This is a genomic window from Paenibacillus diazotrophicus, from assembly GCF_042610465.1.
In genome coordinates, this window is the sequence record NZ_JBGJZN010000003.1 from 116016 (window position 1) to 137589 (window position 21574).

Below are 21574 nucleotides of genomic sequence, written 5' to 3' on the forward strand. Positions count from 1 at the left end.
TATGAACGATACAAAGAACCGTTACGTTACTGTACTCTGGGAGGCGAGAGCTAAGGCAGGAAGAGAAGCCGAGATGAAGGCATTCATGACTGCTGCTGTCACCCCGTCGCGCAACGACCTAGGCAACATTGACTATGAGGCTCACGAGGTGGAAGGCCAGCCGGGTACATTCATTATCTACGAGCGCTGGGAAAACCGGAATGCCCTTGATCGGCACCTGAGTGCCCCTCGGATGCAGGAACTGGTGCCCCAGCTCTTAGAACTGATGGAGGGATCCATTGAGGAAGGGATTCGGCTCCTGCAGCCTTTCCGCCCGGTGCAGTAAATGCAACACCAAGCGGAACTCATTAAATTCTATCCGGAAAGCGTGAGAGATATTTTCGTGAGGGGCTTAAAGACTTTAGTGGAGGAGGTAAAACGTTGGCAACGATCGATGATTTTGCAGCACTAGATATTCGTGTCGGAACGATTAAGGAAGCCGAGTTTTTTGAAGAAGCAAAGATCCCTGCGATAAAGCTTAAGATTGATTTTGGACCGGAGATCGGGATGAAATCCTCAAGTGCACAAATAACTAAGCGTTACAAAGCTGAGGAAATTGTAGGGAAGCAGATTATAGGAATCGTCAATTTTCCTCCTCGGCGCATTGCGGGGTTCAAATCGGAGGTATTAGTGTTGGGAGGAGTCGTGGAAAAAGGAGATGTTATTCTATTAAAGCCGGATACGGAAATGCCTAATGGTACTCCTATTGCGTAAAAGGTCCACTAAGCGAGCTTCCACTTCTGGGAGCTCGCTTTAAGTTTTGGACGACTTTAGTCGAGGCTTTGGCTATATTCATAGGGCGGATGAAGTATTTGAGATAGATGCAAGTTGCTTAGCTCCGTGCGGCCATGCTTTAAAATTGTCCAACAGTGCAAGCGAGAAAACCTAGCCGCTCTTTCTATTCCGTAATTAGGCTTTCTACAGCGCAAAGCCGTGGTGTCTTTATGCCGTGCTCTCTGGCTTCTGATATAACTTCCTGTACGGCATAACCAACTTTAAAGTGATTATGCTTCACAAGTGCATAGGCCATGCTTTTAGGTGAAAAAACTACTTTACTCATAAGAAGTCCTACAACTCTCGGTGGCAGGGAGCTCAATACCCTTGTCAAAACATCAAGTTTTGAGCCTTTTGCTTTCAGAACAGGGATCATTTCTTTCATATTATGACCTATTCCAGCTAGCGCTTCGGGTGAAGAAGCTACTTTTTCAAAACTGCCACTTTTTAATACTTCGACTTCCATTGCTACGTTTAATGCGAAATGATTCCAGAGCCAACTTTGAAAATCCTTTTGAACCATGATCTTGAAGCCTGCCTCAGCAAAAAGCTTGCGAACCTCTAAATCTCTTTTGGTAGGCTCAGATTCAAATGTTCCAAACTGAACCATCTTGTAAACACCACCGTAAAGAGTGTTTCCCTCGAATCCACCGCCACCACCGGGGAAGCCAAAAACAATTTGACTGACAGGAATCGGCTGAACAGCGGCTTTGGGATCCTGCCAAAAGTTATTGAAAAACAGAACAGTAGCACTTCCAACTCGTGGCGCAAGGTAGTGGACTGCACTTGATACTTGCTCGGGGTTGATACTCATAAAAATGAGGTCATAGTCGTGATTTTCCTTTATTTCTTCATGTGTTATAATAGGCCATTTTTCTTTGACTAGCCGGTCTCTTTTGCTCCGTCGTGCATCCCATATTTCTAAGTTTACATGTGAGCCATATTGCATCTTCCTACCTTCACGAACATAAAACTCAACAGTATGGCCTGCATTTTCAAACGCCCAGGCGTACAGCGTTCCTATAGTACCGCGACCAAAAAATAGTATTTTCATAAACCCTCCCCTTAATCAACGTGTGTTGATTTTTCAACAAATGATTGATATCCTTAGCGTACTGATTTGTGGAGAGCATTTCAATAGTTACATTTGTTCCAACTGTTGAGAACTCAACACATCGCGCTAATTTGTTGAATATCCGGGGAGGTAACTGTGTGGACAGAAGAATACAAAAAACAAGGCAGTCAATTATGAATGCCTTCATCGAACTGTTGGCTGAAAAAGGATTTGAGAAAATAACTATCAATGACATTGCCGAACGCGCAAACATAAACCGAGGGACTGTTTATCTTCATTACGTGGATAAACTCGACTTGCTGGACAAGTGCATTGAAACATATGTTGAGCTGCTGCTAGATCACTGTGTCAATAGCGCTGACCCCAATCTAAACATAGACGCATCTCAAAGCATATTTGAATACTTGGAGAAAAATTTTACAATATACAAGTTGCTTCTTAGTAATGAGGGATTTGGATTTTTTCGCAACCGCTTATATGACATCATTGCGCAAACAGTAACAGAGGTTGTCGGTGTAAAGTCAGGAAACAGCGCATATTCAAATGGTGTAACCACTCATTTTTTGACTTCGGGGTTTATTGGAGTACTGGAATGGTGGATCAATAATTCTATGCCTTGTAATGTGCAGGAAATTACTGAGCAACTTATGTTTATGCTAGAACCATACACCAAGCACCTTGTATCACTCTAATCTAATTTACCACTGTGTACACTTTTATTTATCTACATGGGCTACTGCTCTGATCTCAATCCATTGCTCGGGAAAGGCCAGGTAGGTAACGCCGATAAGACTGCCAGCGGGCCGGTGATGATCTCCCAGGTACTCCTTGAATATCTCGATAACTGTTTCTCCATGCTCTTGTGCATGGGTTAGGTATACCTCGACATAAGCTAGGTTGGTTTTGGTGATGCCGAATTCTGCCAGTACGCGATCTAGATTATCCAACGTCTGACGGGTTTGGCTCTCGATATCGCCGGCCCCGACAAATTCACCCGCTGCATTGTGAGAGAATTGACCCGAGATGTAGAGGGTGCCGTTTACGCTGTATCCTTGCGAGATGCCATGATCCCAGAGCTGATGATGATAAGTTTTAATTGTAGGCATGTTATTGTCTCCTTTACTTCAAAGTAATGCTAGTATAGACTTGGCACAAAGAAAGAGGTAGTACGCACTTTAAAGATAGGTACTATCTGAAAGGATAGTGTGAGACATGGGCATATCCGATTTAAACGGCAAAGATACAAGGCTTCAGGATACACCGTTTGGTTATACAATGTCTATCATCGGCGGAAAGTGGAAAATGGTCATTCTTTACCTCTTGGCCGAGAGGCAGCCGGTTCGCTTCAATGAAATGAAAAGACAGCTTGGGTCAATTACGTACAAGACCTTAAGCTCCCAACTCAAGGAGCTGGAAGCGGATGGGATGGTCAAGCGGAGGGAGTACCCACAGGTGCCGCCAAAAGTGGAATACCGTCTTACGGATAAGGCTGAGACGCTGTTGCCTGTGCTGGAACAGCTGTGCGACTGGGGAGTCAAGAATCAGGGCAAGGGTAAGAACACCTGAATAGTAATGTAAAAGGCATTCGATCGAGTCCCTTTCGAGTTCGCTATACAGGTGTTACGCTGCACCGTATCATAAATAACGATAAAAAAAGGGAGTGTGCAGACACTCCCTTTGAGCTAATATTGTCGGTTATCAAATGTCTACTTCGCAGTATGCTTAACCCCCAACGGTAACAACCGTCTTATTGACAAAGTCAATCTCATTTCTGATCCCTTTATGGGCGTCATTCCACAAGCCCTTTGTCAGGCGAATGCGCAGCAGGCATGTGTTAGGGTCTTCGTCGTTATTGGCTTCGTTATACCACCCTGCGAATATTGTGCGCAGCTTTGTCATCATCTCCGCGTTTTTCTCGTCACATACCCAGCCCAGGTTTTCACCGATACCATCAGCCGTAAAGTTCTCGACGATGATGCAAACGGCGACTTCAGGGTTTTGGGAGATCTGCTGCATCTTGCCTGAGGTCGCGTAGGTGACAGTGTAGAATGCGCCGTCCTCATAATAGGCGTCCACAATGCGGGCAGCCGGACGGCTCTTGCCATTGGGCCCCGGTTCCAGCGCGATGGTGGACAGAGAGATCAGGCCGTCCTTGTTACCCACTTGTTCTTCCAGCAGCTTCATGGCTTCGTCATACTTGCTCATTATATTACCTCCTAAAATGTCGTAAGGCATACATTATTAAGCATATCATTGTAAAATCTTAGTGCATGTGAAGAATAATACGATAAGATATTAAAGCGCTATCATAATCCTTCGCTGACTTAGGGATGGTAATGTTTATCTTTGTCTTGTTGAGAACGCGTTATTATGGTAAAACTACGTAGGGTTGACTTCATGTTGGAGCTCAACGATACGTTATGAAAAGGGAGAATTAGTATGGCATCAAAGACAAAGACAAAGACAACGAAAAAATTAAATTTAGTGTCTCTGGTCTTAATGATTTTTACTTCTGTTTATGGATTCAACAACATCCCAAGATCGTTCTATAAGATGGGTTATGCGGCTATTCCCTGGTACATACTTGCAGCAATTACGTTCTTTGTTCCATTTGCATTAATGGTAGCTGAATTTGGTTCCGCCTTCAAAGAGGAGAAGGGAGGGATTCATTCATGGATGGAAAAATCCATTGGTCCAAGATTTGCATTTGTAGGAACGTTCATGTGGTATTTTTCTTATATCACTTGGATGGTTAATGTCGCATCCGGTATGTGGGTTCCTGTATCAAATGCAATATTCGGAGAAGATACGACACAAAACTGGACTATATTCAGCCTTCATGGACCACAGGCTTTAGGTATCTTGGGAATGGCATGGATTCTTCTAGTCACTTACACATCAACTAAGGGACTGGATAAGATCAGGAAAGTAACTTCTATAGGTGGTACTGCAGTCTTGGCATTAAATGTATTTCTATGGATTGGTGCAATAGCAGTCCTTATAGGCAACCATGGACATTTGGCACAGCCGATTGAAGGATTACATTCATTTACTCAGACACCAAATCCTAAATATGCGGGAGATATGATTGCCGCATTAGCATTTGTTGTATACGCTCTATTCGCTTATGGCGGGCTTGAAGCAGTAGGGGGGTTGGTGGATGAAACAGAAAATCCAGAAAAAACTTTTCCCAAAGGAATTCTTATAACGGCAGCCATCATTTCTGTAGGATATTCATTAGGAATACTGCTAGTTGGCGTATTTACCAACTGGTCCACTGTAATGGGTATCAAAAATGTTAATCTGGGGAACGCAAGTTATATCGTTATGGCTAATTTAGGTCAATCCCTTGGTTCAGCTTTTGGAGCAAGTCAAGAGACAGCTTCAGCTTTGGGTGCTGGCGTTGCAAGATTCGTAGGAATCTCTATGTTCCTAGCATTGTCTGGTGCGTTCTTTACCTTGATGTTTTCGCCACTAAAGCAATTGATTGAGGGTACGCCAGCCAAGATATGGCCTGGGAAAATCGCTGAAACAAAGAATGGGCTGCCTGTTAACGCAATGTGGATTCAAGCTACCGTTGTTTGTGTGATGATCGCACTTATTGCTTTTGGTGGAAGCACAATGGCCGCATTCTTTAACATCCTTGTCTCGATGACTAATGTGGCTATGACGATCCCATATGTATTTATAGCACTTGCATTCCCATATTTCAGAAGAAGAAAAGAAATACATAAGCCGTTTATCATTATTAAAAGTCAATGGGCCGTTAATTTTTGGGCGTGGGTAGTTGTACTAACCATCGGGCTTGCGAATTTCTTTAGTATTATACAGCCGGCTTTAGAAGGGGATCTGCAAACCACCATTTGGAGCGTGGCCGGACCCATTATTTTCTCGGTTGTTGCATGGTTAATGTATAGCAAATATGAGAAAAAGCGCGGTATAGAAATGCAGATTCAAAAAAAGATTAGCTAGTATTTATAAAAAATGAAAGAGCCATCCCGTTAAGGATGGCTCTAATTATTTCGGCGTGGAATTAAACTTCGATTTCTCCAATCGATTATGCTCACGCATGGCTCTCATCTGCCTTGCATGTCTTACATCACGGCGGCTTTCTCTTGATTTGAGTTGGCTGAGCATAATGATGAGTCCTAAAGTGCCGAGCACGTAAGAAACCATATGATTCACTTCATCCCACATGATTGCAGCAGTCAGAAGGAATACGGCGCCAATGATTGTTGCGATCATTCGCTCTGTATTCTTATTTTGCGTCTCTATCAATTTCTTCTCGAAGGAACTCGATAACTTTACCCGTAAATTTCCGCTGTCCATTTTATCTACTGCAGAGATGAACTTCTTTGTCGTAGGAAGAATTCCTTTGAGAATATTCTTGCCTTCATCTACAACGTTGGAGAAGACATTCCCCCGTAAATCGCTACGCACAACCTCTTCGACATATGGCTTAGCGGTCCCAATCAGATCAAACTCCGGGTCCAGTCCTAGACATAGTCCATATACTGTGCCAAGTGCTTTTCCCAAAAATGTTGTATATGCAGGTAACTGAAAAGGCTGAGAAAAGAGGAAATCACGTAACTCTTCAGCATTGTCACCTGACGTCACAAAATTGAGGTCAAACGTATCACCGTTGATTTGTTCAAATAATAATGTGAGATTCCTTGAGAAAACCTCTAAATCAACATTCCGTCTCAGAAATTTCAAACGATTAAGGGCATCGATGGCGCCGTGAGCATCTTTTAAATACACTGCCATTAGAAGGGCTACCATTTGCGCTTTCATATCATCTGCAATCCGTCCGACCATTCCAAAATCGATTAATACTATGGTTCCGTCAGGCTGCACGAGAACATTCCCCGGGTGCGGGTCTGCGTGAAAGAAGCCTTCCACTAGAATCTGTTCTATGAAGATCTCCAGCAATGACTTCGCGAGTGTAGTCCGATCCACACCCCAAGCATCAAGCTGGGTAAAATCGTTGATTTTTACACCTTCCAAAAACTCCATGGTTAACACTTTTGAAGTGGTATAAGACCAATGAATAGCTGGAACCACGATATCATCCCGATGGATAAGCTGCATATGAAATTGTTCTGCATTGTGTCCCTCTTTTTGATAATCGAGCTCATCCATAACGGTCTCGTAAAACTCATCATACACTGCATCTAGGTCCATGAAGTCTCTAATCTTCGTCCAGCGTTTTAATAACGAAATCGCAACTTGTATGGATTTCCAATCAATTGAAATAATATCCTCGACCCCAGGACGCATAACCTTCACTGCAACGTCTTCACCTGTCCGTAGTGTCGCCCGATGTACCTGTCCTAAGGAAGCCGCTGCGATGGGAGTTGTACTAAACTCAGCAAAAATCTCGCTAATGGATACTCCGAGTTCACTCTCTACTTTGTGCTGTATCTCGGAAAAATGTACAGAATCTACGGAATCCTGAAGCTTGGACAATTCATCAATAATTTCCTTCGGCAAAATATCCACTTGCGCACTAACATGCTGCCCAAGTTTGATAATTAATCCACCCATATCCATAGCAGTCTTCGTAAAATAGGTTGCCTGCTTTTGATATAATGCTTTTGTTTTCGCTTCATAGCGCCGGTTCGGAATAAAATTCTTTTGCTTGCTCAGCCACCAGAAATCCCAAGCGAACTTAAAAATCATTCGCATGGTTCTTCTGAACCGGGGATCCTTCATCAATTTAAAGAATTCGCTCATTCCTTTTCATCAGCCCCAGGTCCTTTTTCATCGACCTCAGGTTCAGTATCCTCATCTTCAGGAATAGTAGTGGTTTTATCAAAGATTGCTTGGGCCATACTTTCAAACTTTTTAGAGGCGCTCATGAAGAAATCCGCAAATTTGTTGAACATTTCTGCTTTGACCAGAATGACAGCGCCCTTGCGCTTATTCCCGAAAACGATGAATTTCTCACCTGGCTTGAGTTCAAGTTCTTCCCTTGCTTCTCTAGGAATAACAATTTGTCCTCGCTCACCCATTGATGTGGTTCCTAGCACTTTGCCATGCCCGAATCCATGACTATTTTCTTTTTTGTGATTCATCATAAATCTCTCCTTTGATAGACAACCTACTCATTAGTATGATATTTCATACTATTCATATTTACAATAAGACAACAATTGTTCCAATCCTTCCTTAAGCGGGGGGGAGGCTTGTCGGACGGCCCTCTCAAGCTTGTCCGCGCTGCCGAAAATTCTGCACAGCACCAACTCACGCTCGTGATTCTTTTTATTCTTCAGCACTTGAACAAGCGCTTCGGCTAGCTCGGGACGGTCGATGTTTATGTTTTTGACCGGTCTCGCTTCCTCATTACCGCCTAGTAGAATGGAGGTGATTACCGGAATATGTTCCGTCTTTACGCCATGAGCATCAACAAACGCTTTTGCATAGCTGTCCTGCACCATCTGATGCTCCGTATCCACCAGCTCCATATAACGGCACACTAACGGGAAATAGGATTCGCTATATAAGCCAAGGCCTAATACAGCGTAGGTACCCGGCATTACCGATTTCTCGCCCGGCTCTACGTCCCGGTACCATGCATATTCCTCCATTACCGTATCTGCATATTCGGCAATCTTGGGGAAGAGGTCCGGGTAGTTAAGCGCATTGGCAAAAAACTGATGCAGCTTGGACTTCGCCAGATTGTTCATCGGCAGAAAATGCTTTTGGGCAGTTTTCAGCTTCAGCTGGTAGCCCTTGGGAAAGCCTTGCCGCAACAGGTTGACTATATAATCTAACGCTTCACCGTAAGCCTTCGCCTCTTCAGAAAGGATCCGGATTTCAATCGTCTGCGTTACGTCATTGTTGCTGCCTTTAACCTGCTCACCCTGATACGTACTCCTAAACTTACCGCTGCCGACTTTCAGATACTGCAAAGCCTGGCTAGAACCCAGCTGTCCTGCGAGTTCCAGATATTTCTGGCGGGTATCCGGCTTGGTAATCCCAATTTGCAAGGCGGCATATAGGAAGAAATCCATTTCCTCGGTATCTACAACGTGACGAATAGACTCTTCCTTTAGCTTATAGTCGTATCCATAATCATCGGGACGAACGAAATACTGTGGAAGAAAATGATCCTGAGCCCAATTATCGAAGGCTGAGGTATAGTGACCGATCCACTCTTGTTTGCGTTTTTGGTTCTGCTGTAGCTTATCGGAAAGGCGCTGTATCATCGGTTGAATGACCTTCTCTTGCTGTCTCATGAGATCGGGATTAATGAGGTGTTGAGCGAAGAAAAACATGTCCTCTGGTTTGGGCAGCACAGGCGGATCAGAGAGAACTTTGATTTGGATGAAATGTTCCAGCGACTTTTGAAGCTTCACAAGCTTTTGTTCATGCAACAGGCGGCGGCAAATCCTCAATTCAGAATGCTCACCTTCAAATTCAAACACCACTTCAAACTTGTAATCAAAAAAATGAGGCCCAAGATCGTTAGAGCGAAACAGGTTATCGACAAGCTCGCATAAAGCGGGGAAAAACTCCTGGGACAGCAGTTCATCGGTTAACTCCTCGATGTAAGGGCCTGCTTTAATGGTGTAAGAGCTGTCGCTCCAGGAGAACGGTTCATCAATATCGATATGGATGTTGCCCTGCTCTCCGTAAGCAGTGCTTCTTCTCCACGCCACACGAAGATAATCTCTGATTCCTGCCTGCAGGGAACTGAAATTCTTTATCCTGTCTATCCTTTGATGTTCTCTAGCATAAATCGAAGTGACTTCCGTCCATACATCATTTAGAAAAGCATTCACAGCCTGGTTCACCGTTTTACCCCCTGCTTTCAAGTTGATTCTGGCTTCATCCGTTAATTGCCAGGAATGTGGCATTTCACACATAAGGTAAACTGTTGTGTCTTGTATGTCAAGGTACGAAGATCATCCATTTTTCCGCACGTACATACCATACACAGTCTATTCTTTAATAGGTATATCTATCATGTATAATGTGAATTTATGTCGAATTAAGTTGAAAAAAAGTGCTGGGATTATCCCGTAATCGCTATACCGGAGCTTAGCTTCCTGTATAATTTATGAATATGCAGATAGTTAAAGCTGTTGATTAAATGATCGTAGCCAATCCCTCACGAAAGAGAGTTGTAACCTTGAAATCCATTGCCTGGGTAACCGACAGCACCAGCACCATTGATTCTGAGTTCGCCATGAATAACCATATCTATATTGTCCCTCTCCGTCTAATAATCAATAATGAATGTTATAAAGAAAATATCGATATTACCGCCGATCAGTTCTATGATAAAATGCGCCAGAATGACAAGGTCAGCAGCTCCCAGCCGCCAATCGGTGAGTTCGTGGAATTATATGAGCGACTGAAGGAAGACTATGACGAAATTATTGCGATACATTGTTCCTCTGAGCTTAGCGGGACCTTCCATACCTCGATGCAGGCAGCGGACATTGCTGGCGTTACTGTAATTGGCATTGATTCCAAGGTAGGCGCTTACCCGATCCGTGAGATGATTGTGCGCGGTGTTCACTGGCAGCAGGCAGGCTGCTCAGCGCTGGAGATCAAGAGCAGAATCGATAATATCATTGAAGAGATGTCTTTCTATCTGATCCCTGCCAGTCTCAGCCAGCTGCACCGCAGCGGGCGGCTCTCCGGCTCCCAGCTTCTGCTGGGCCAGCTGATGCGGATTCATCTGCTCCTGAAATTCGATAAAGGAAAAATTGTCGTCGTGGACAAAATCCGCACCTTCAAGAAGACGAAGCAAAAGTTGCTGGAGACACTCGTCCAGGATATCCAGCTGATTCAGGATATTTGTATTATGCATGCCAACAATATGGAAGAGGCGCTGAGCCTGGAGGCTGTGATCAAGGAAATGTCGCCTTCTGTGCGTACAGAAATTATGACCTTTGTTCCGGTCGTAGGTGTTCATATGGGTGAGGGTACGCTTGCGCTTTCGTGGATTAACAATACACCCATTAACAGTCTCACTGTACAGGATAAAGTACTGGAGCCTGTGCTTCAGGGTTGAGCCAAGTCCGCCGGAATTGCTTGTTCATACAAGGAAACCAGCAGGTCCCGTAGCGGGTCTGCTGGTTTTTTTGTCATGCATAGGTGTTCTATACTTGGTTCCATAATACAAATAGATAGTCGTTTGAACAGCAAAGGAATGGAGGTTCATGGTTACGCCATAATAATCCATTATTTTAGGGAGTTGACAGCCTGACTATTAATTAGTATATTCCAGGTGTTAAGAATTTTAGATAAATTTAACAAGGGAAGGGGGCTCGTGAATAGGGTAATTCTATCAGATAAAACATAGTAATAATCGAATAACATAAATAATAGAAGCCCATGGAGGCGCCACAAAATGGAGGGATATAGAAATGGCAATGGTTACAGTTGGACACGAGAATGGAATTGCAATAGAGCTTCACTATGAGGATGTCGGAGCAGGCAAGCCGGTTGTATTGATCCATGGGTGGCCGCTCAGCGGAAGGTCCTGGGAGAAGCAAGTACCTGCACTAGTTGAAGCCGGTTATCGGGTGATCACGTACGATCGTCGTGGGTTCGGCCAGTCCTCCCAGCCGTGGAACGGATACGACTATGATACGCTCGCAGCGGATTTGCATGGCTTAATTGTGCATCTGGATCTTCGTGATGTAACATTGGTCGGGTTCTCCATGGGCGGGGGCGAAGTAGCGCGTTACATTGGTACTTATGGATTGGAGCGGGTATCGAAAGCGGTGCTGGCCGGTGCTATCCCTCCGTACCTGTACAAATCATCGGATAATCCGGACGGCGGATTCGACGATGCGACTATTCAAGGGTTTCAGGATGGGGTAAAGGCGGATCGTCTAGCGTTCCTGGATGAGTTCACAACCAATTTCTTCGCTGCTGGGGACAGAACGGACTTGGTAAACGAAGCATTCCGCTTATACAATCGCGATATTGCGGCTTTTGCATCGCCGAAGGGTACGCTTGATTGCATCTCCGCATTCAGTTATACCGATTTCCGTGAGGACCTGGAGAAATTTAAATTGCCAACGCTTATTCTCCATGGTGACTCGGATGCTATCGTTCCTGTGGAGATCAGTGGTCAAAAAGCGCATGAGCGGATCCCGGGCAGTCAGTTAGTCTTGATTGATGGCGGCCCCCATGGATTCAATGCTACCCACGCTAAGGAATTTAACCATGCCTTGTTGCACTTCTTGAACGGCTGATTGTGAGGACGAACCACACTTCATAGGAGGGTGGCACAAGGTTCTATGACGAGATATAACTTACTCCAATGTCCATACTATTTGTTACATGTATGGCGCCCCCTGGGCGTCTTTTTTTGATTAAAAAAGGAAAGCTTGGATGTATCTAATTGGAGAAGATGCGCTGATACATAACGAGGAAATCGATCTGGTTCTGTTTCTGCGGTCAGTCAAAACTGCGGTGCCACCGGATGTTTTTTTAGACTTAAGCTATTTCTTTATAGATTATTTTGTCCTATGTAGTTATTCTTATCTTTAGTGAGAATTCTACGTAGCAGAAATGGATACGGAACGGATTGGCTGGATTCACGCTACTGTTAACACAGATCTTAAATGATAAAAAGGAAGAGATTCGATGGGAAGAAAACAATCTTTTACTGAGACCGAGCTACTGGATATGACCAAAAAATTAGTGCTTGAGTATGGATACGACGGTTTTCATCTCAAGTTGCTCTCACAGCATCTTTCAGGAGCCCGAAGCACTATTTATCAATATTACGCTAATAAAGAAGAGATCGTGGCTGCTTGTATGAAGCGCGTAATGGCAATGGTATTAGAAAATGCATTAGCAATTGATGAGACTGACCCTATGCACGCTCTCGAACAGTTACTCCTCATGTACGTAGAAGAGTCTACGCTCCATCAACTTTTGGGAAATGCCAGTAAAATTAATACGGCTAATTCTTCTGCAGCAGCGAGAGATCTTGAATTTATTGAGGAAGCACATAAGACTCTTAAAATTCAATTATCACGCCTCTTTGAACGCGCACAACAGGATAAAGGCCTGCGGCAGGATATCCCGCTTCCTGTACTTATTGGTGTTTTCTTTAACTTAATTGATACGCCTAATATGTTGAATATCCCTACCCCTGATTGGGGAAAGCTATTGTTCCAAATGTGGATCGAAGGGGCCAAGAGCTAGCCGCAGTCTTGGATTTAATTTGACACATGTGTCTAAAATAAAGATAAGGAGTTGGGAAAGGGAATTTTTTTAGCTATGAAAGAATTGATGCATAGTAAAATGAGGTTTTTAATGATCATCATTATTTTTGTGCTAATCGCTTGGTTGGTATCAGGTTTGGGAAATGGGTTATCTACGTTAGCTGCGATGAATAGTGGGAACACATCAAGAATATGAATCCGCCTTATCAAACAACCAACAAAAAAAGGAGCACCCCATTATACTGGTGCTCCTCACTAATCTTGACGAATTGGTTTACTGTATCCCTTTCATATACCCCTGTATTTTTGAGGAGAATAAGTAGAGCAGAATGCTGAGAAGGATGGCCGATCCGCCAATGACACCAAAGTATACCATCTCGGTGGAAGGCGAATAGAATCTGACAATCTGGGCATTAATTGCTTGGGCGGCTGCGTTCGATAAGAACCATAAGCTCATGGTCTGGGCTGAGAAGGCGGAGGGTGCTAATTTTGTCGTAGCCGATAGTCCTACAGGTGACAAGCACAATTCCCCCAGTACAACTACAAGATAGCTAAGGACGAGCCATAACGGATTAACCAAGGAATTCTCACCGCCAAAGTAAGCAGGTAAAAGGATAACCAGGAAGGATAAGCCGGCAAACAACAAGCCTAAGGCGAATTTCTTCGGTATCGTGGGCTGTCTTTTTCCAAGTTTCACCCATAACCAGGCGAATAGTGGAGCTAAAGTGATAACAAATAAAGGATTTAAAGACTGAAACCAGGCTGGTGAAATATGCAGTCCGGCAAAATCCAGTTGCGTACGTTTATCTGCATAACTGGCAAGGATGGTTGATCCTTGTTCCTGAATAGCCCAGAACATGATCGCAGCAATAAACAGCGGAATATAGGCAATGAGTCTTGAGCGTTCAACGCTTGTTGTTCGGGGACTCCGGAACATGACTATAAAATATAAGGTTGGGATCAGAATGCCCAGAATACCTACGATTACTATAAAGGATTTAAACGTTAGCAGACCTAACGGAACCGTAATAGCAACGATAACAGCGAGAAGTACTGCACTGATACCGAAGATAAGGGACACTTTTTTTCGTTCTGCCTGTGATAACGGACTGGCTACTAAAGTGCCTGCAAGGCCGAGGTTTTTTTTCTTGGTAAAGATAAAGATAAGTAATCCCAAGAACATTCCGACGGCGGCAATGCTGAAGCCCAGGTGGAAATTATAATTCATACCGATGGTTCCTACAATAAGCGGAGCGATGAATGCCCCCAGGTTAATGCCCATGTAGAATATACTGAATCCTGCATCCCGGCGCCCATCCTGTTCACTGTATAGTTCACCTACAATGCTGGATACATTAGGCTTCAGCAAGCCCGTACCTAGCACAATCAGAACCATGGATACAAAAAATAATGAAATACTTCCCGGAATGGCCAAGGAGATATGCCCCAGCATGATTAATATGCCCCCGTAGAACACCGCTTTTGATGCTCCAAATACCCGGTCTGCTAACCAACCGCCAATAATCCCCGACATATAGACAAGTGAACCATAGATAGACATAATAGCGAGAGCTGTGCTCTCCTCCATGCCTAGTCCGCCTTGACTCAGTTCGTAATACATATAATAAACAAGGATGGCTTTCATTCCATAATAGGAAAAGCGCTCCCAAAACTCTGTGAAGAACAGAGTGAATAACCCTTTAGGGTGTCCAAAAAACCCCCGTTGCGGAACACTCTCCACAATTCTTTGTTTGTTTAAATCGGCCATGCGGCTACTTCCTCCCTTGGTGTTAACACTATTTCTGCAAAATATCATCCTTTAGTAAGAATACCCATTCTGAGACTTTTCAATTTATCAGATGCTACTGCGGATGCAGAAAAATTAGTATATAACATTCGTGGAAGGTTGGCTGTGATTTACCTCAAAAAATGAAGTGTGCACGGATCTTTTTTAGTGTTATCTATCATTACGTGGCTTATTATCATTGAAAATTAATTTTTAGTGCAGGGCGAACACCGTCACGGGCAAGGCTGACATTCGCATAGCTACGAATACTGCAACCCGGTCCGACAAAAAACGCGCGTGAAGGCTTGTTTCCCTGTGTTCGAAGCCACCACCAGGAACAGCCAACTTCCTCGCCGTTTTTGACGATATAATTATCGGTGTCTGTTTTATCATATACGTATAAATTACATCCGTCGGTTTTTTTCATTTTGGCAAAATCCGTTCCCACAGCGCGCCGGAAATCCTTACCGTGAATCTCAGATAATTCCTTTAACTCGGTAACGCTAAGCAGGAAGACGTTGTCCTCTGTATCCGGGCTGCTTTCTCCGTTGTCCGTACAATGAGTCGTCTTTATATGTTTTTTTTCGGCAGGATTGAATGCGGTGTTATAGAATTCATCGTTGAGCCACATGCGCAAATCACAGTCACGCCACGTAATATCCACTGCATCACGCCATGATATATCCACGCTACTCCCGTGGTACCGCTTGCAGTCCAAAATATATTCGCTCAAAACAAACAGAGCATTGCCCGAATTTTGAAGAACACGCCATTGTATTGGAAGTACTGTACCCTTCTCTGACTGCGGGTATGTTCCAAACGTAATGATGTCCCCGTTCTTTAGGCTTGGGCTTGGTGTGAATGCAAGATTATTATTGTCCAAATGGTTCACCTCCGGATTACTTGGCTTACCTAAGGCAGCTTTCATCGGTAATGCCTAATTTTACCTCAATAAGCGGCTAGAACTCCAGGAGCATTGGAATTAAGATACGTTATTATATAAAAAAGAGAGCCCGATTTGCGGGTCTCTCTTCTTTTGCATAAATAGGATTGTTCGGATTGCTTACGACTTGTGGGTGAGATTGTAGGTAATCGCCTACTTCCTTCTTTTCTCCCACCAGCCGAAGGCAATCCTTGATTTAACAATGCCGGAGAGGGGGCCGGAGAGAAATAGGATGAACGAGCCTCCGGGCGGGATAATATACTTCCCATCTTCCTCACTGGCCAGCGTTGATTGTGGTGGCGCCTCCCGGAGAAACACATTTGTGCCCCCTCTCGGGATCCCCGCCGTTGATCGGACATATTGTATTTTTACTTTTGGGATGGAACTGCGTGTGGTATTGGCAGGACTAAACAGCCGCGATGTGAGGGGGTGTCCGGGCGGGAAGGTATTAAAGAAAATCTTGGCCGGAAAGGTCTTGTTAGAGAAATTTGTGACAGTATAGACATTAACATATAGGTTAACGCCTGAACCTTTGGGATTGATTAACCCGCCCCAAGCGTTTGTCCCGCGGCCAAAAGTCAATAATTGTGTCTGCCCCACAAAATATTTGCCTTCCATCGACTCAAATAATGGATTAGGGATAGTGACAACTTTAGGGATTTGGCCAAACCTTCCTCTTTTTGGAGTAATCTTTTTGGATTTCATAGGATATCACCTCAACCTCTTGAATTTAGGTCAGATCTGTTCTTTTATACAAATTCTCTGGTATGAGGCGCGGAATGGAAGGTTCCCCCAACAACAATGATTTTTTGTCCTTTTTTGAAAATGAGTTTTTGGTTTTTAGTCCCTCTAACAATGGCAGTTACTGTTGCTTTATTCGCGGTTGCCACGTAGACTACATGCCCATCTGCTACCCGTTGCCGTCTCCAGTTCTTATCGAAGGTAGCCAAGGAGACCCGGTTCGATACAGTGTAATTACGAAAAGTCGGCATATCACATTCCCTCCTGTACGTTCATTGCAATGTATTTTATGTCAGTTGAGGTTTGTTAGTAATGGACAGGAGTGGATTTCATATTTCGGGTAGTTCTAGTTGCTTGGAAGGAGACCTTCCGCTTGGAGCTCTTGGGTAATATCTGCAGCTACATTTTCGATTCCCGGATATAAATCATGCTCAGTTAACCCGTAATGCAGGAGTTGAGTATTCATTTCTTTGCGGGCATCGTTTTTTATGACAATTTTGTATAAGTACCTTGAACTATCAGGAAGCTTATCTAGCGGAACGATTTTCTGTGTTTTTGGAAAGACGGTGAAGGTGCCGGATTGCTTGATGATTCTCGGATTATTCAGTGGGCCAATGGCGGCGGCCGCCTTTACGTTATCGTTTTTGCTGATCGGGCCGAAGCGTGCAGTGAAAGCAGGTTCAGTTACATTTGGGATATAGCCCGGTTTAAGGAAACTATAAAAACGGAAGGACTTATTCAAAGAGACAGGGTCTAAAAGCCAGACTACCTTGTCAGTCGTCTTTTCCACTTCCCTGGTTGGTTCTCCAAGGGCGAATAATAAGGCAACTAAGGCCTCCCGGGACCAATCCATAAGGCGTGTAGGCACTCCGTAATGCTGCATCAGAAAGAGCCAGCCCCAATACGAGCTTTTATCTTCAGAAAAGGGAAAATACGGCACCGGCTCCAAGTATGGATAAGCGAGCGAACGGAATTTTGACAAATAGACAATCTCAGCTTGGGGACCAAGGCCCCTTGCGATGGAGGGGGAAAGATCGTAGGTAGTGCTCTTAACCCCTCTGTACCAAAGCTCGCATGATTTAGGCTCATTGGGAGGGCAAATCTTCTGGAAAATTTGATCAACGGCTTTTAAGTATTGCTCTACAGATTGAATCCCGGTTATTTCAAAAATCCCATTCTCGGATATTCGGGTAAGCTGTGCGGGTTTTGTCATTATAGCGGCCTCCTAGAATCTTATACTTCACAAAATATGCGCATGTGCCCATGGAGGTTCAACATATAAAATTTTAGTTTGTCATTTTTGTGTCATTTAAAATTGGTATAATTGAAATAAATAACAGGCCGCTGGAGGATGGGATCTATGAGTCAATTGATATGGCTAACCGGTCTGTCTGGTTCAGGTAAATCGACTCTTGCAGAGGCACTGAAGCCGCTTCTTAATAATTGCTATATCCTGGATGGCGATGCTCTGCGGAGAGGAATTAATCAGGATCTTCAATTCAGTGAAGAAGACCGGTTGGAGGCAGGTAGAAGAATTGGTGAGATCGGCAAGCTTCTGCTTGATGCGAATCTGAATGTGATCGTCGCCTCGATCTCTCCTTACCGCTCCACACGTAATAAGGTCCGCTCTCTCATCGGGGACTCCTACATAGAAGTGTATGTCCGGTGCCCTTTGGAAGTGTGTGAGGATCGGGATCCGAAAGGCCTATATAAACAAGCAAGAGCCGGACAAATCAAGTATTTTACGGGTATCGATTCTCCTTATGAGGAGCCTGACTGCCCGGATGTGATCGTGGAGACCGATAGATTCTCCTTAGATGAATGTGTCTTGAAGATCATTCAACACACATCACCTGTGCCGTTTAGAGCGGAATCTGGGGGATGAGCGTATGGGACTCACCAGGAGCTTAACAAGAGGGTTGTGGAAACGAACGGATGCGAATGCCCATCTGAACTTAATCAGACAATACGGTGAATCACTGAAGCAGAGCCGGGATGAGGAGCTTAGCTTTTTCGTAGATCAATTGCGTGAAAACGCCCAAGTGGCATTACACGAGGAAGACCGGACTTACCGATTATTCGCTCTGGTGAAGGAAGCGGTTAGACGCGTACACGGTTTTGAATTGCATGATGTGCAGCTTACCGGAGGCCTCAGAATGGCACAGGGACAGATCGTAGAGATGGCAACGGGTGAGGGTAAGACTGTAACTGTGGCATTGCCAGCCAGTTGGTATGCTCTTCAGAACAAAGGTGTACATGTAATGACGACAAATGCCTATCTCGCTGAACGCGATTACGGGCATATGAAGCCTGTATACGAAATGCTAGGTTTAAGTGTTGGTTTGAATGAAGTCGGTATGAAGGTGGAATCCAAAAAACTAGCCTACCGGCAAGCGATTACCTATGGAATCTTTAACGAATTCGGGTTCGATTACTTAAGAGATCATCTGGTATATGACGGTAGGCAGAGGGTACAGCGTCCTTTATCTTATACCATTGTGGATGAAGCAGACAGCATCATGCTTGACGAAGGAAAGACGCCGTTGATTATTGCCGACCGGAACAAGGAGCCGTCAGAATGGTATACAGTCTGCGCCGATTTGGTCTGCAATTTCAACATCAATGATGACTATGAAGTAGATGTCGAGACACAGCAGGTAAGTTTAACGGATTCGGGTATGGAACGGGCGGAGAGGGCGTTCGGCATCGGTCCATTATATGATCTAAAGAATTCGCAGGTGTTACATATACTAGATCAAAGTCTGCAGGCATTTTTTATCATGAAGCGCGATTCGGATTATATCATCGAAGGTCAACAGATGAAGATTATTGATTCTTTCACAGGGAGAATCCTGGAAGGGCGGCTGTTCAATGAGGGGCTCCACCAGGCGATTGAAGCGAAAGAGCAAATTCCTCTGTCCATGGAGAACAGTGTACTTGGGGAGATCTCAGTCCAACAATACCTATCGCTATATGAACGCGTAACCGGGATGACGGGAACGATCAAGCGGGACGAAGAAGAGGTTAGACGCCGGTTTGGATTACAGGTTGCTGCTATTCCAACAGCAAAGCCGGTTCGACGGAAGGACGGACGAGATCTCATCTGTCAATCGAGGGATGAAAAATGGGAAGCCGTTCTCCAGGCAATCAAAACCTGCCATCAGGCCGGTCAACCCGTATTGGTTGGCACAAGGACAATCGTGCAATCTGAAGAACTAGCTCACAAGTTAGAGCAGGAGGCCATTCCATTCCGGTTGTTGAATGCGAAGAACGAGCGGGAGGAGGCGGAGATTATTGCAGATGCCGGACAGTATGGAGCGGTTACGGTAGCCACCAATATGGCTGGAAGAGGGACGGATATCCGGATGGGTGAAGGGGTAGCAGAAGTTGGAGGGCTCTGTGTTATCGGCACGGAACGTCATGAGAGCAGAAGGGTGGACGATCAGCTGCGCGGAAGGGCGGGACGACAGGGTGAACCCGGGCAGTCCAGGTTCATTGTGTCTTTGGAAGATGAGCTGATCCTTCGTTACACGAATGAAAACGATAGGCTTCGAAAAAGACCCGAGCTCCTCTTCAAGCAAGCCCAGCAACGAGCAGAGAATCGCGATCAAGAGGTTCGGACTTATCTCTCGCGAATGGACTCGGTCGTGGGTGAGCAGCGTGAACAGATCTATGCCCACCGGAATGAACTTTGGCAGAAAGGCGCGCTCAGAGCCACCTTGAACCGGCATGTTGTTGAATATATCCAATCGGATATGCGAGATTCTTCTATAAATGAAACCATTGATCTGGAACGATGGCCAGCATACTGGCATGCAGCGCTCACTTCGCCGAGGCTAAAACATTTCATCCCGGTGTGGCACAAACGGTACTTGAGGATGCTTGATCGTCATTGGATAAACCATTTGGAGAGACTGAGAGATCTAATGTGGAGCGTCCACTACCAAACATACGCACAAGAGGATCCCATTCGTATGTTCCGTAACGCAGCTTATGAGCAGTTCGCCGAGATGCAGCGGCATCTGACAAGACAAATCGGGGAATGGATGCTTGGTCAAGCCTTGCCGAATTTACTGGAGGGGAAAGGAGGACAGGGGGATGGTTAACGCACAGCGGTTAGAAGTGAGCGATCGCAAGGTTGAAATGCTGTTGCCCGAGAGGCAAATCATTAATTCCGAAGTGGATGTCGAAGGAATATATCTGATTGCTACGAATAGGGGACTGTTTCTTATCCGCGAGGGTATACTCACGTTATTGTTACGCGGCAATTTTTACGGAATAACCCGTGATGGACGATCGTGGTATATCTATGAGTCGGTTGGAAGGGTCGGAAGAATCTTAAAGCTGGATGAGGGGTTCCAACAAGAAATGGACACAACAGCAGAAGTAGTATTTGCTGATCTGCCAGGTTGGATTCATCAGATCGACATGATAGACGGAAGTCTCTTCATGACCGATACACCCAATAACCGGATTATTAAGTGGAGCTTCGAAAGAGAGTGTTGGATGGAATACTATCCTCTCGGCAAGTTAGCCGATCAGGAAGAGTCCTCCAATTATGGACATATCAATTCCATATATAAGCACGATGGAGCTATTCATCTGGTCTGCCATAACCAAACGGTCAAAACCGGAAGGCCTAGTGAAATTCTGAAGGTAGACTCTGATTTCCGTGTGAAGGAGCGGATCGTTACAGAATCCTCCTGTGCACATAATCTGATTGTCCATCAAGGTATCAGCTATCATTGCGATTCGACCCACCAGTCGTTGAAGGCAGACGGTAAGGTCGTGTTCGAATCCCAGCACTTTACAAGAGGATTGTCCCTCTCGGACGATCAGATTGTTATCGGTGGCTCTGTATTCATGAGAAGGGAGGAGAGGCATAACGGTAACGGCCATCTGTACGTGCTTCATTCGGACTATACGAGCCGCACCTCCTTTCTTATTCCAGGAATGGTTCAAGAGGTGCGGAGAGTGGATCGCAGAGACTATTCTTTCTCGGAAATGTGATAAAA

The 21574-nt window shown here is 44.8% G+C and carries 22 protein-coding genes and 1 pseudogene; 12 read left to right on the plus strand and 11 right to left on the minus strand.

The features are described from left to right. The first annotated feature begins 1 nt into the window (after position 1). Together ACAN54_RS14740 and csaA are read left to right on the plus strand one after the other, a co-directional pair. Positions 2-325 carry a putative quinol monooxygenase gene (locus tag ACAN54_RS14740; protein ID WP_379156214.1) on the plus strand — a complete coding sequence of 108 codons (324 nt, stop codon included), beginning with the start codon at positions 2-4 and terminating at the stop codon, positions 323-325. Positions 326-420: 95 nt separating this feature from the next. Next, positions 421-753 (plus strand): chaperone CsaA, encoded by a 333-nt coding sequence (gene csaA, locus ACAN54_RS14745; RefSeq protein WP_379156216.1) that lies wholly within the window; start codon positions 421-423, stop codon positions 751-753. Between the two features lie 184 nt (positions 754-937). Here the strand turns inward: csaA and ACAN54_RS14750 are convergent, their stop codons facing one another. Continuing rightward, a complete protein-coding gene (locus tag ACAN54_RS14750) occupies positions 938-1867 on the minus strand; it encodes a ketopantoate reductase family protein (protein WP_379156219.1) in 930 nt (309 codons plus the stop codon). A gap of 158 nt (positions 1868-2025) precedes the next feature. Between ACAN54_RS14750 and ACAN54_RS14755 the strand changes: the two genes are divergently transcribed. Next, positions 2026-2580, plus strand: a complete 555-nt coding sequence (locus ACAN54_RS14755; RefSeq protein ID WP_379156222.1) for a TetR/AcrR family transcriptional regulator — start codon at positions 2026-2028, stop codon at positions 2578-2580. 24 nt (positions 2581-2604) lie between these two features. Here the strand turns inward: ACAN54_RS14755 and ACAN54_RS14760 are convergent, their stop codons facing one another. Beyond that, complete coding sequence (locus tag ACAN54_RS14760) at positions 2605-2994, minus strand: RidA family protein (RefSeq protein ID WP_379156225.1); 390 nt, start codon at positions 2992-2994, stop codon at positions 2605-2607. A gap of 106 nt (positions 2995-3100) precedes the next feature. On the opposite strand from ACAN54_RS14760, the gene ACAN54_RS14765 reads away from it, so the two are divergent. After that, positions 3101-3454, plus strand: a complete 354-nt coding sequence (locus ACAN54_RS14765) for a winged helix-turn-helix transcriptional regulator (RefSeq protein WP_379156228.1) — start codon at positions 3101-3103, stop codon at positions 3452-3454. 156 nt (positions 3455-3610) lie between these two features. On the opposite strand, the gene ACAN54_RS14770 is transcribed toward ACAN54_RS14765, so the two are convergent. Then, a complete protein-coding gene (locus ACAN54_RS14770) occupies positions 3611-4093 on the minus strand; it encodes a pyridoxamine 5'-phosphate oxidase family protein (protein WP_379156231.1) in 483 nt (160 codons plus the stop codon). 234 nt (positions 4094-4327) lie between these two features. On the opposite strand from ACAN54_RS14770, the gene yjeM reads away from it, so the two are divergent. Further along, entirely contained in the window at positions 4328-5860 is a 1533-nt protein-coding gene (gene yjeM, locus ACAN54_RS14775; protein ID WP_379156234.1) for a glutamate/gamma-aminobutyrate family transporter YjeM, read from the plus strand. 45 nt (positions 5861-5905) lie between these two features. On the opposite strand, the gene ACAN54_RS14780 is transcribed toward yjeM, so the two are convergent. The 3 genes from ACAN54_RS14780 to ACAN54_RS14790 are packed head-to-tail and all read right to left on the minus strand — an operon-like array spanning position 5906 to position 9687. Beyond that, positions 5906-7624, minus strand: a complete 1719-nt coding sequence (locus ACAN54_RS14780; RefSeq protein ID WP_379156237.1) for an ABC1 kinase family protein — start codon at positions 7622-7624, stop codon at positions 5906-5908. Further along, complete coding sequence (locus tag ACAN54_RS14785; RefSeq protein ID WP_379156239.1) at positions 7621-7965, minus strand: AbrB/MazE/SpoVT family DNA-binding domain-containing protein; 345 nt, start codon at positions 7963-7965, stop codon at positions 7621-7623. Before ACAN54_RS14785 ends, ACAN54_RS14780 begins: the two co-directional genes overlap by 4 nt. Positions 7966-8016: 51 nt before the next feature. Next, positions 8017-9687, minus strand: a complete 1671-nt coding sequence (locus ACAN54_RS14790) for a DUF6138 family protein (protein ID WP_379156242.1) — start codon at positions 9685-9687, stop codon at positions 8017-8019. Positions 9688-9986: 299 nt separating this feature from the next. On the opposite strand from ACAN54_RS14790, the gene ACAN54_RS14795 reads away from it, so the two are divergent. From ACAN54_RS14795 to ACAN54_RS14810, 4 genes and pseudogenes are all read left to right on the plus strand, one after another. Then, positions 9987-10916 carry a DegV family protein gene (locus ACAN54_RS14795; RefSeq protein WP_379156246.1) on the plus strand — a complete coding sequence of 310 codons (930 nt, stop codon included), beginning with the start codon at positions 9987-9989 and terminating at the stop codon, positions 10914-10916. 355 nt (positions 10917-11271) lie between these two features. Continuing rightward, entirely contained in the window at positions 11272-12108 is an 837-nt protein-coding gene (locus ACAN54_RS14800) for an alpha/beta fold hydrolase (protein WP_379156249.1), read from the plus strand. A gap of 394 nt (positions 12109-12502) precedes the next feature. Next, the gene (locus ACAN54_RS14805) at positions 12503-13069 is read left to right on the plus strand and encodes a TetR/AcrR family transcriptional regulator (protein WP_379156252.1); all 567 of its coding nucleotides are present in this window, start codon (positions 12503-12505) and stop codon (positions 13067-13069) included. Between the two features lie 63 nt (positions 13070-13132). Continuing rightward, positions 13133-13270 (plus strand): annotated as a pseudogene (locus tag ACAN54_RS14810) (ABC transporter permease); the annotation flags it as partial. A gap of 93 nt (positions 13271-13363) precedes the next feature. Here the strand turns inward: ACAN54_RS14810 and ACAN54_RS14815 are convergent. The 5 genes from ACAN54_RS14815 to ACAN54_RS14835 all read right to left on the minus strand — a co-directional run bounded on the left by ACAN54_RS14815 (position 13364) and on the right by ACAN54_RS14835 (position 17772). Next, a complete protein-coding gene (locus ACAN54_RS14815; RefSeq protein ID WP_379156255.1) occupies positions 13364-14857 on the minus strand; it encodes a peptide MFS transporter in 1494 nt (497 codons plus the stop codon). Positions 14858-15071: 214 nt separating this feature from the next. Then, positions 15072-15758, minus strand: a complete 687-nt coding sequence (locus ACAN54_RS14820) for a DUF6273 domain-containing protein (protein ID WP_379156258.1) — start codon at positions 15756-15758, stop codon at positions 15072-15074. A 213-nt stretch (positions 15759-15971) separates the two neighbouring features. Next, on the minus strand, positions 15972-16523 hold the full coding sequence (locus ACAN54_RS14825) for a DUF6143 family protein (RefSeq protein ID WP_379156261.1): 552 nt from the start codon (positions 16521-16523) through the stop codon (positions 15972-15974). Positions 16524-16567: 44 nt separating this feature from the next. Continuing rightward, a complete protein-coding gene (locus ACAN54_RS14830; protein ID WP_379156264.1) occupies positions 16568-16810 on the minus strand; it encodes a hypothetical protein in 243 nt (80 codons plus the stop codon). 95 nt (positions 16811-16905) lie between these two features. Then, positions 16906-17772: an FRG domain-containing protein gene (locus ACAN54_RS14835; RefSeq protein ID WP_379156267.1), complete on the minus strand. Its 867-nt coding sequence runs from the start codon at positions 17770-17772 to the stop codon at positions 16906-16908. Between the two features lie 147 nt (positions 17773-17919). On the opposite strand from ACAN54_RS14835, the gene cysC reads away from it, so the two are divergent. From cysC to ACAN54_RS14850, 3 genes are read left to right on the plus strand one after another with little or no spacing between them, the layout of a single operon-like run. Beyond that, the gene (gene cysC / locus ACAN54_RS14840; protein WP_379156270.1) at positions 17920-18444 is read left to right on the plus strand and encodes an adenylyl-sulfate kinase; all 525 of its coding nucleotides are present in this window, start codon (positions 17920-17922) and stop codon (positions 18442-18444) included. A 4-nt stretch (positions 18445-18448) separates the two neighbouring features. After that, complete coding sequence (locus tag ACAN54_RS14845; RefSeq protein ID WP_379156274.1) at positions 18449-20665, plus strand: preprotein translocase subunit SecA; 2217 nt, start codon at positions 18449-18451, stop codon at positions 20663-20665. Next, complete coding sequence (locus ACAN54_RS14850) at positions 20658-21569, plus strand: hypothetical protein (protein WP_379156277.1); 912 nt, start codon at positions 20658-20660, stop codon at positions 21567-21569. The genes ACAN54_RS14845 and ACAN54_RS14850 overlap by 8 nt, the downstream gene beginning before the upstream one ends. The last annotated feature ends 5 nt before the right edge of the window (positions 21570-21574 follow it).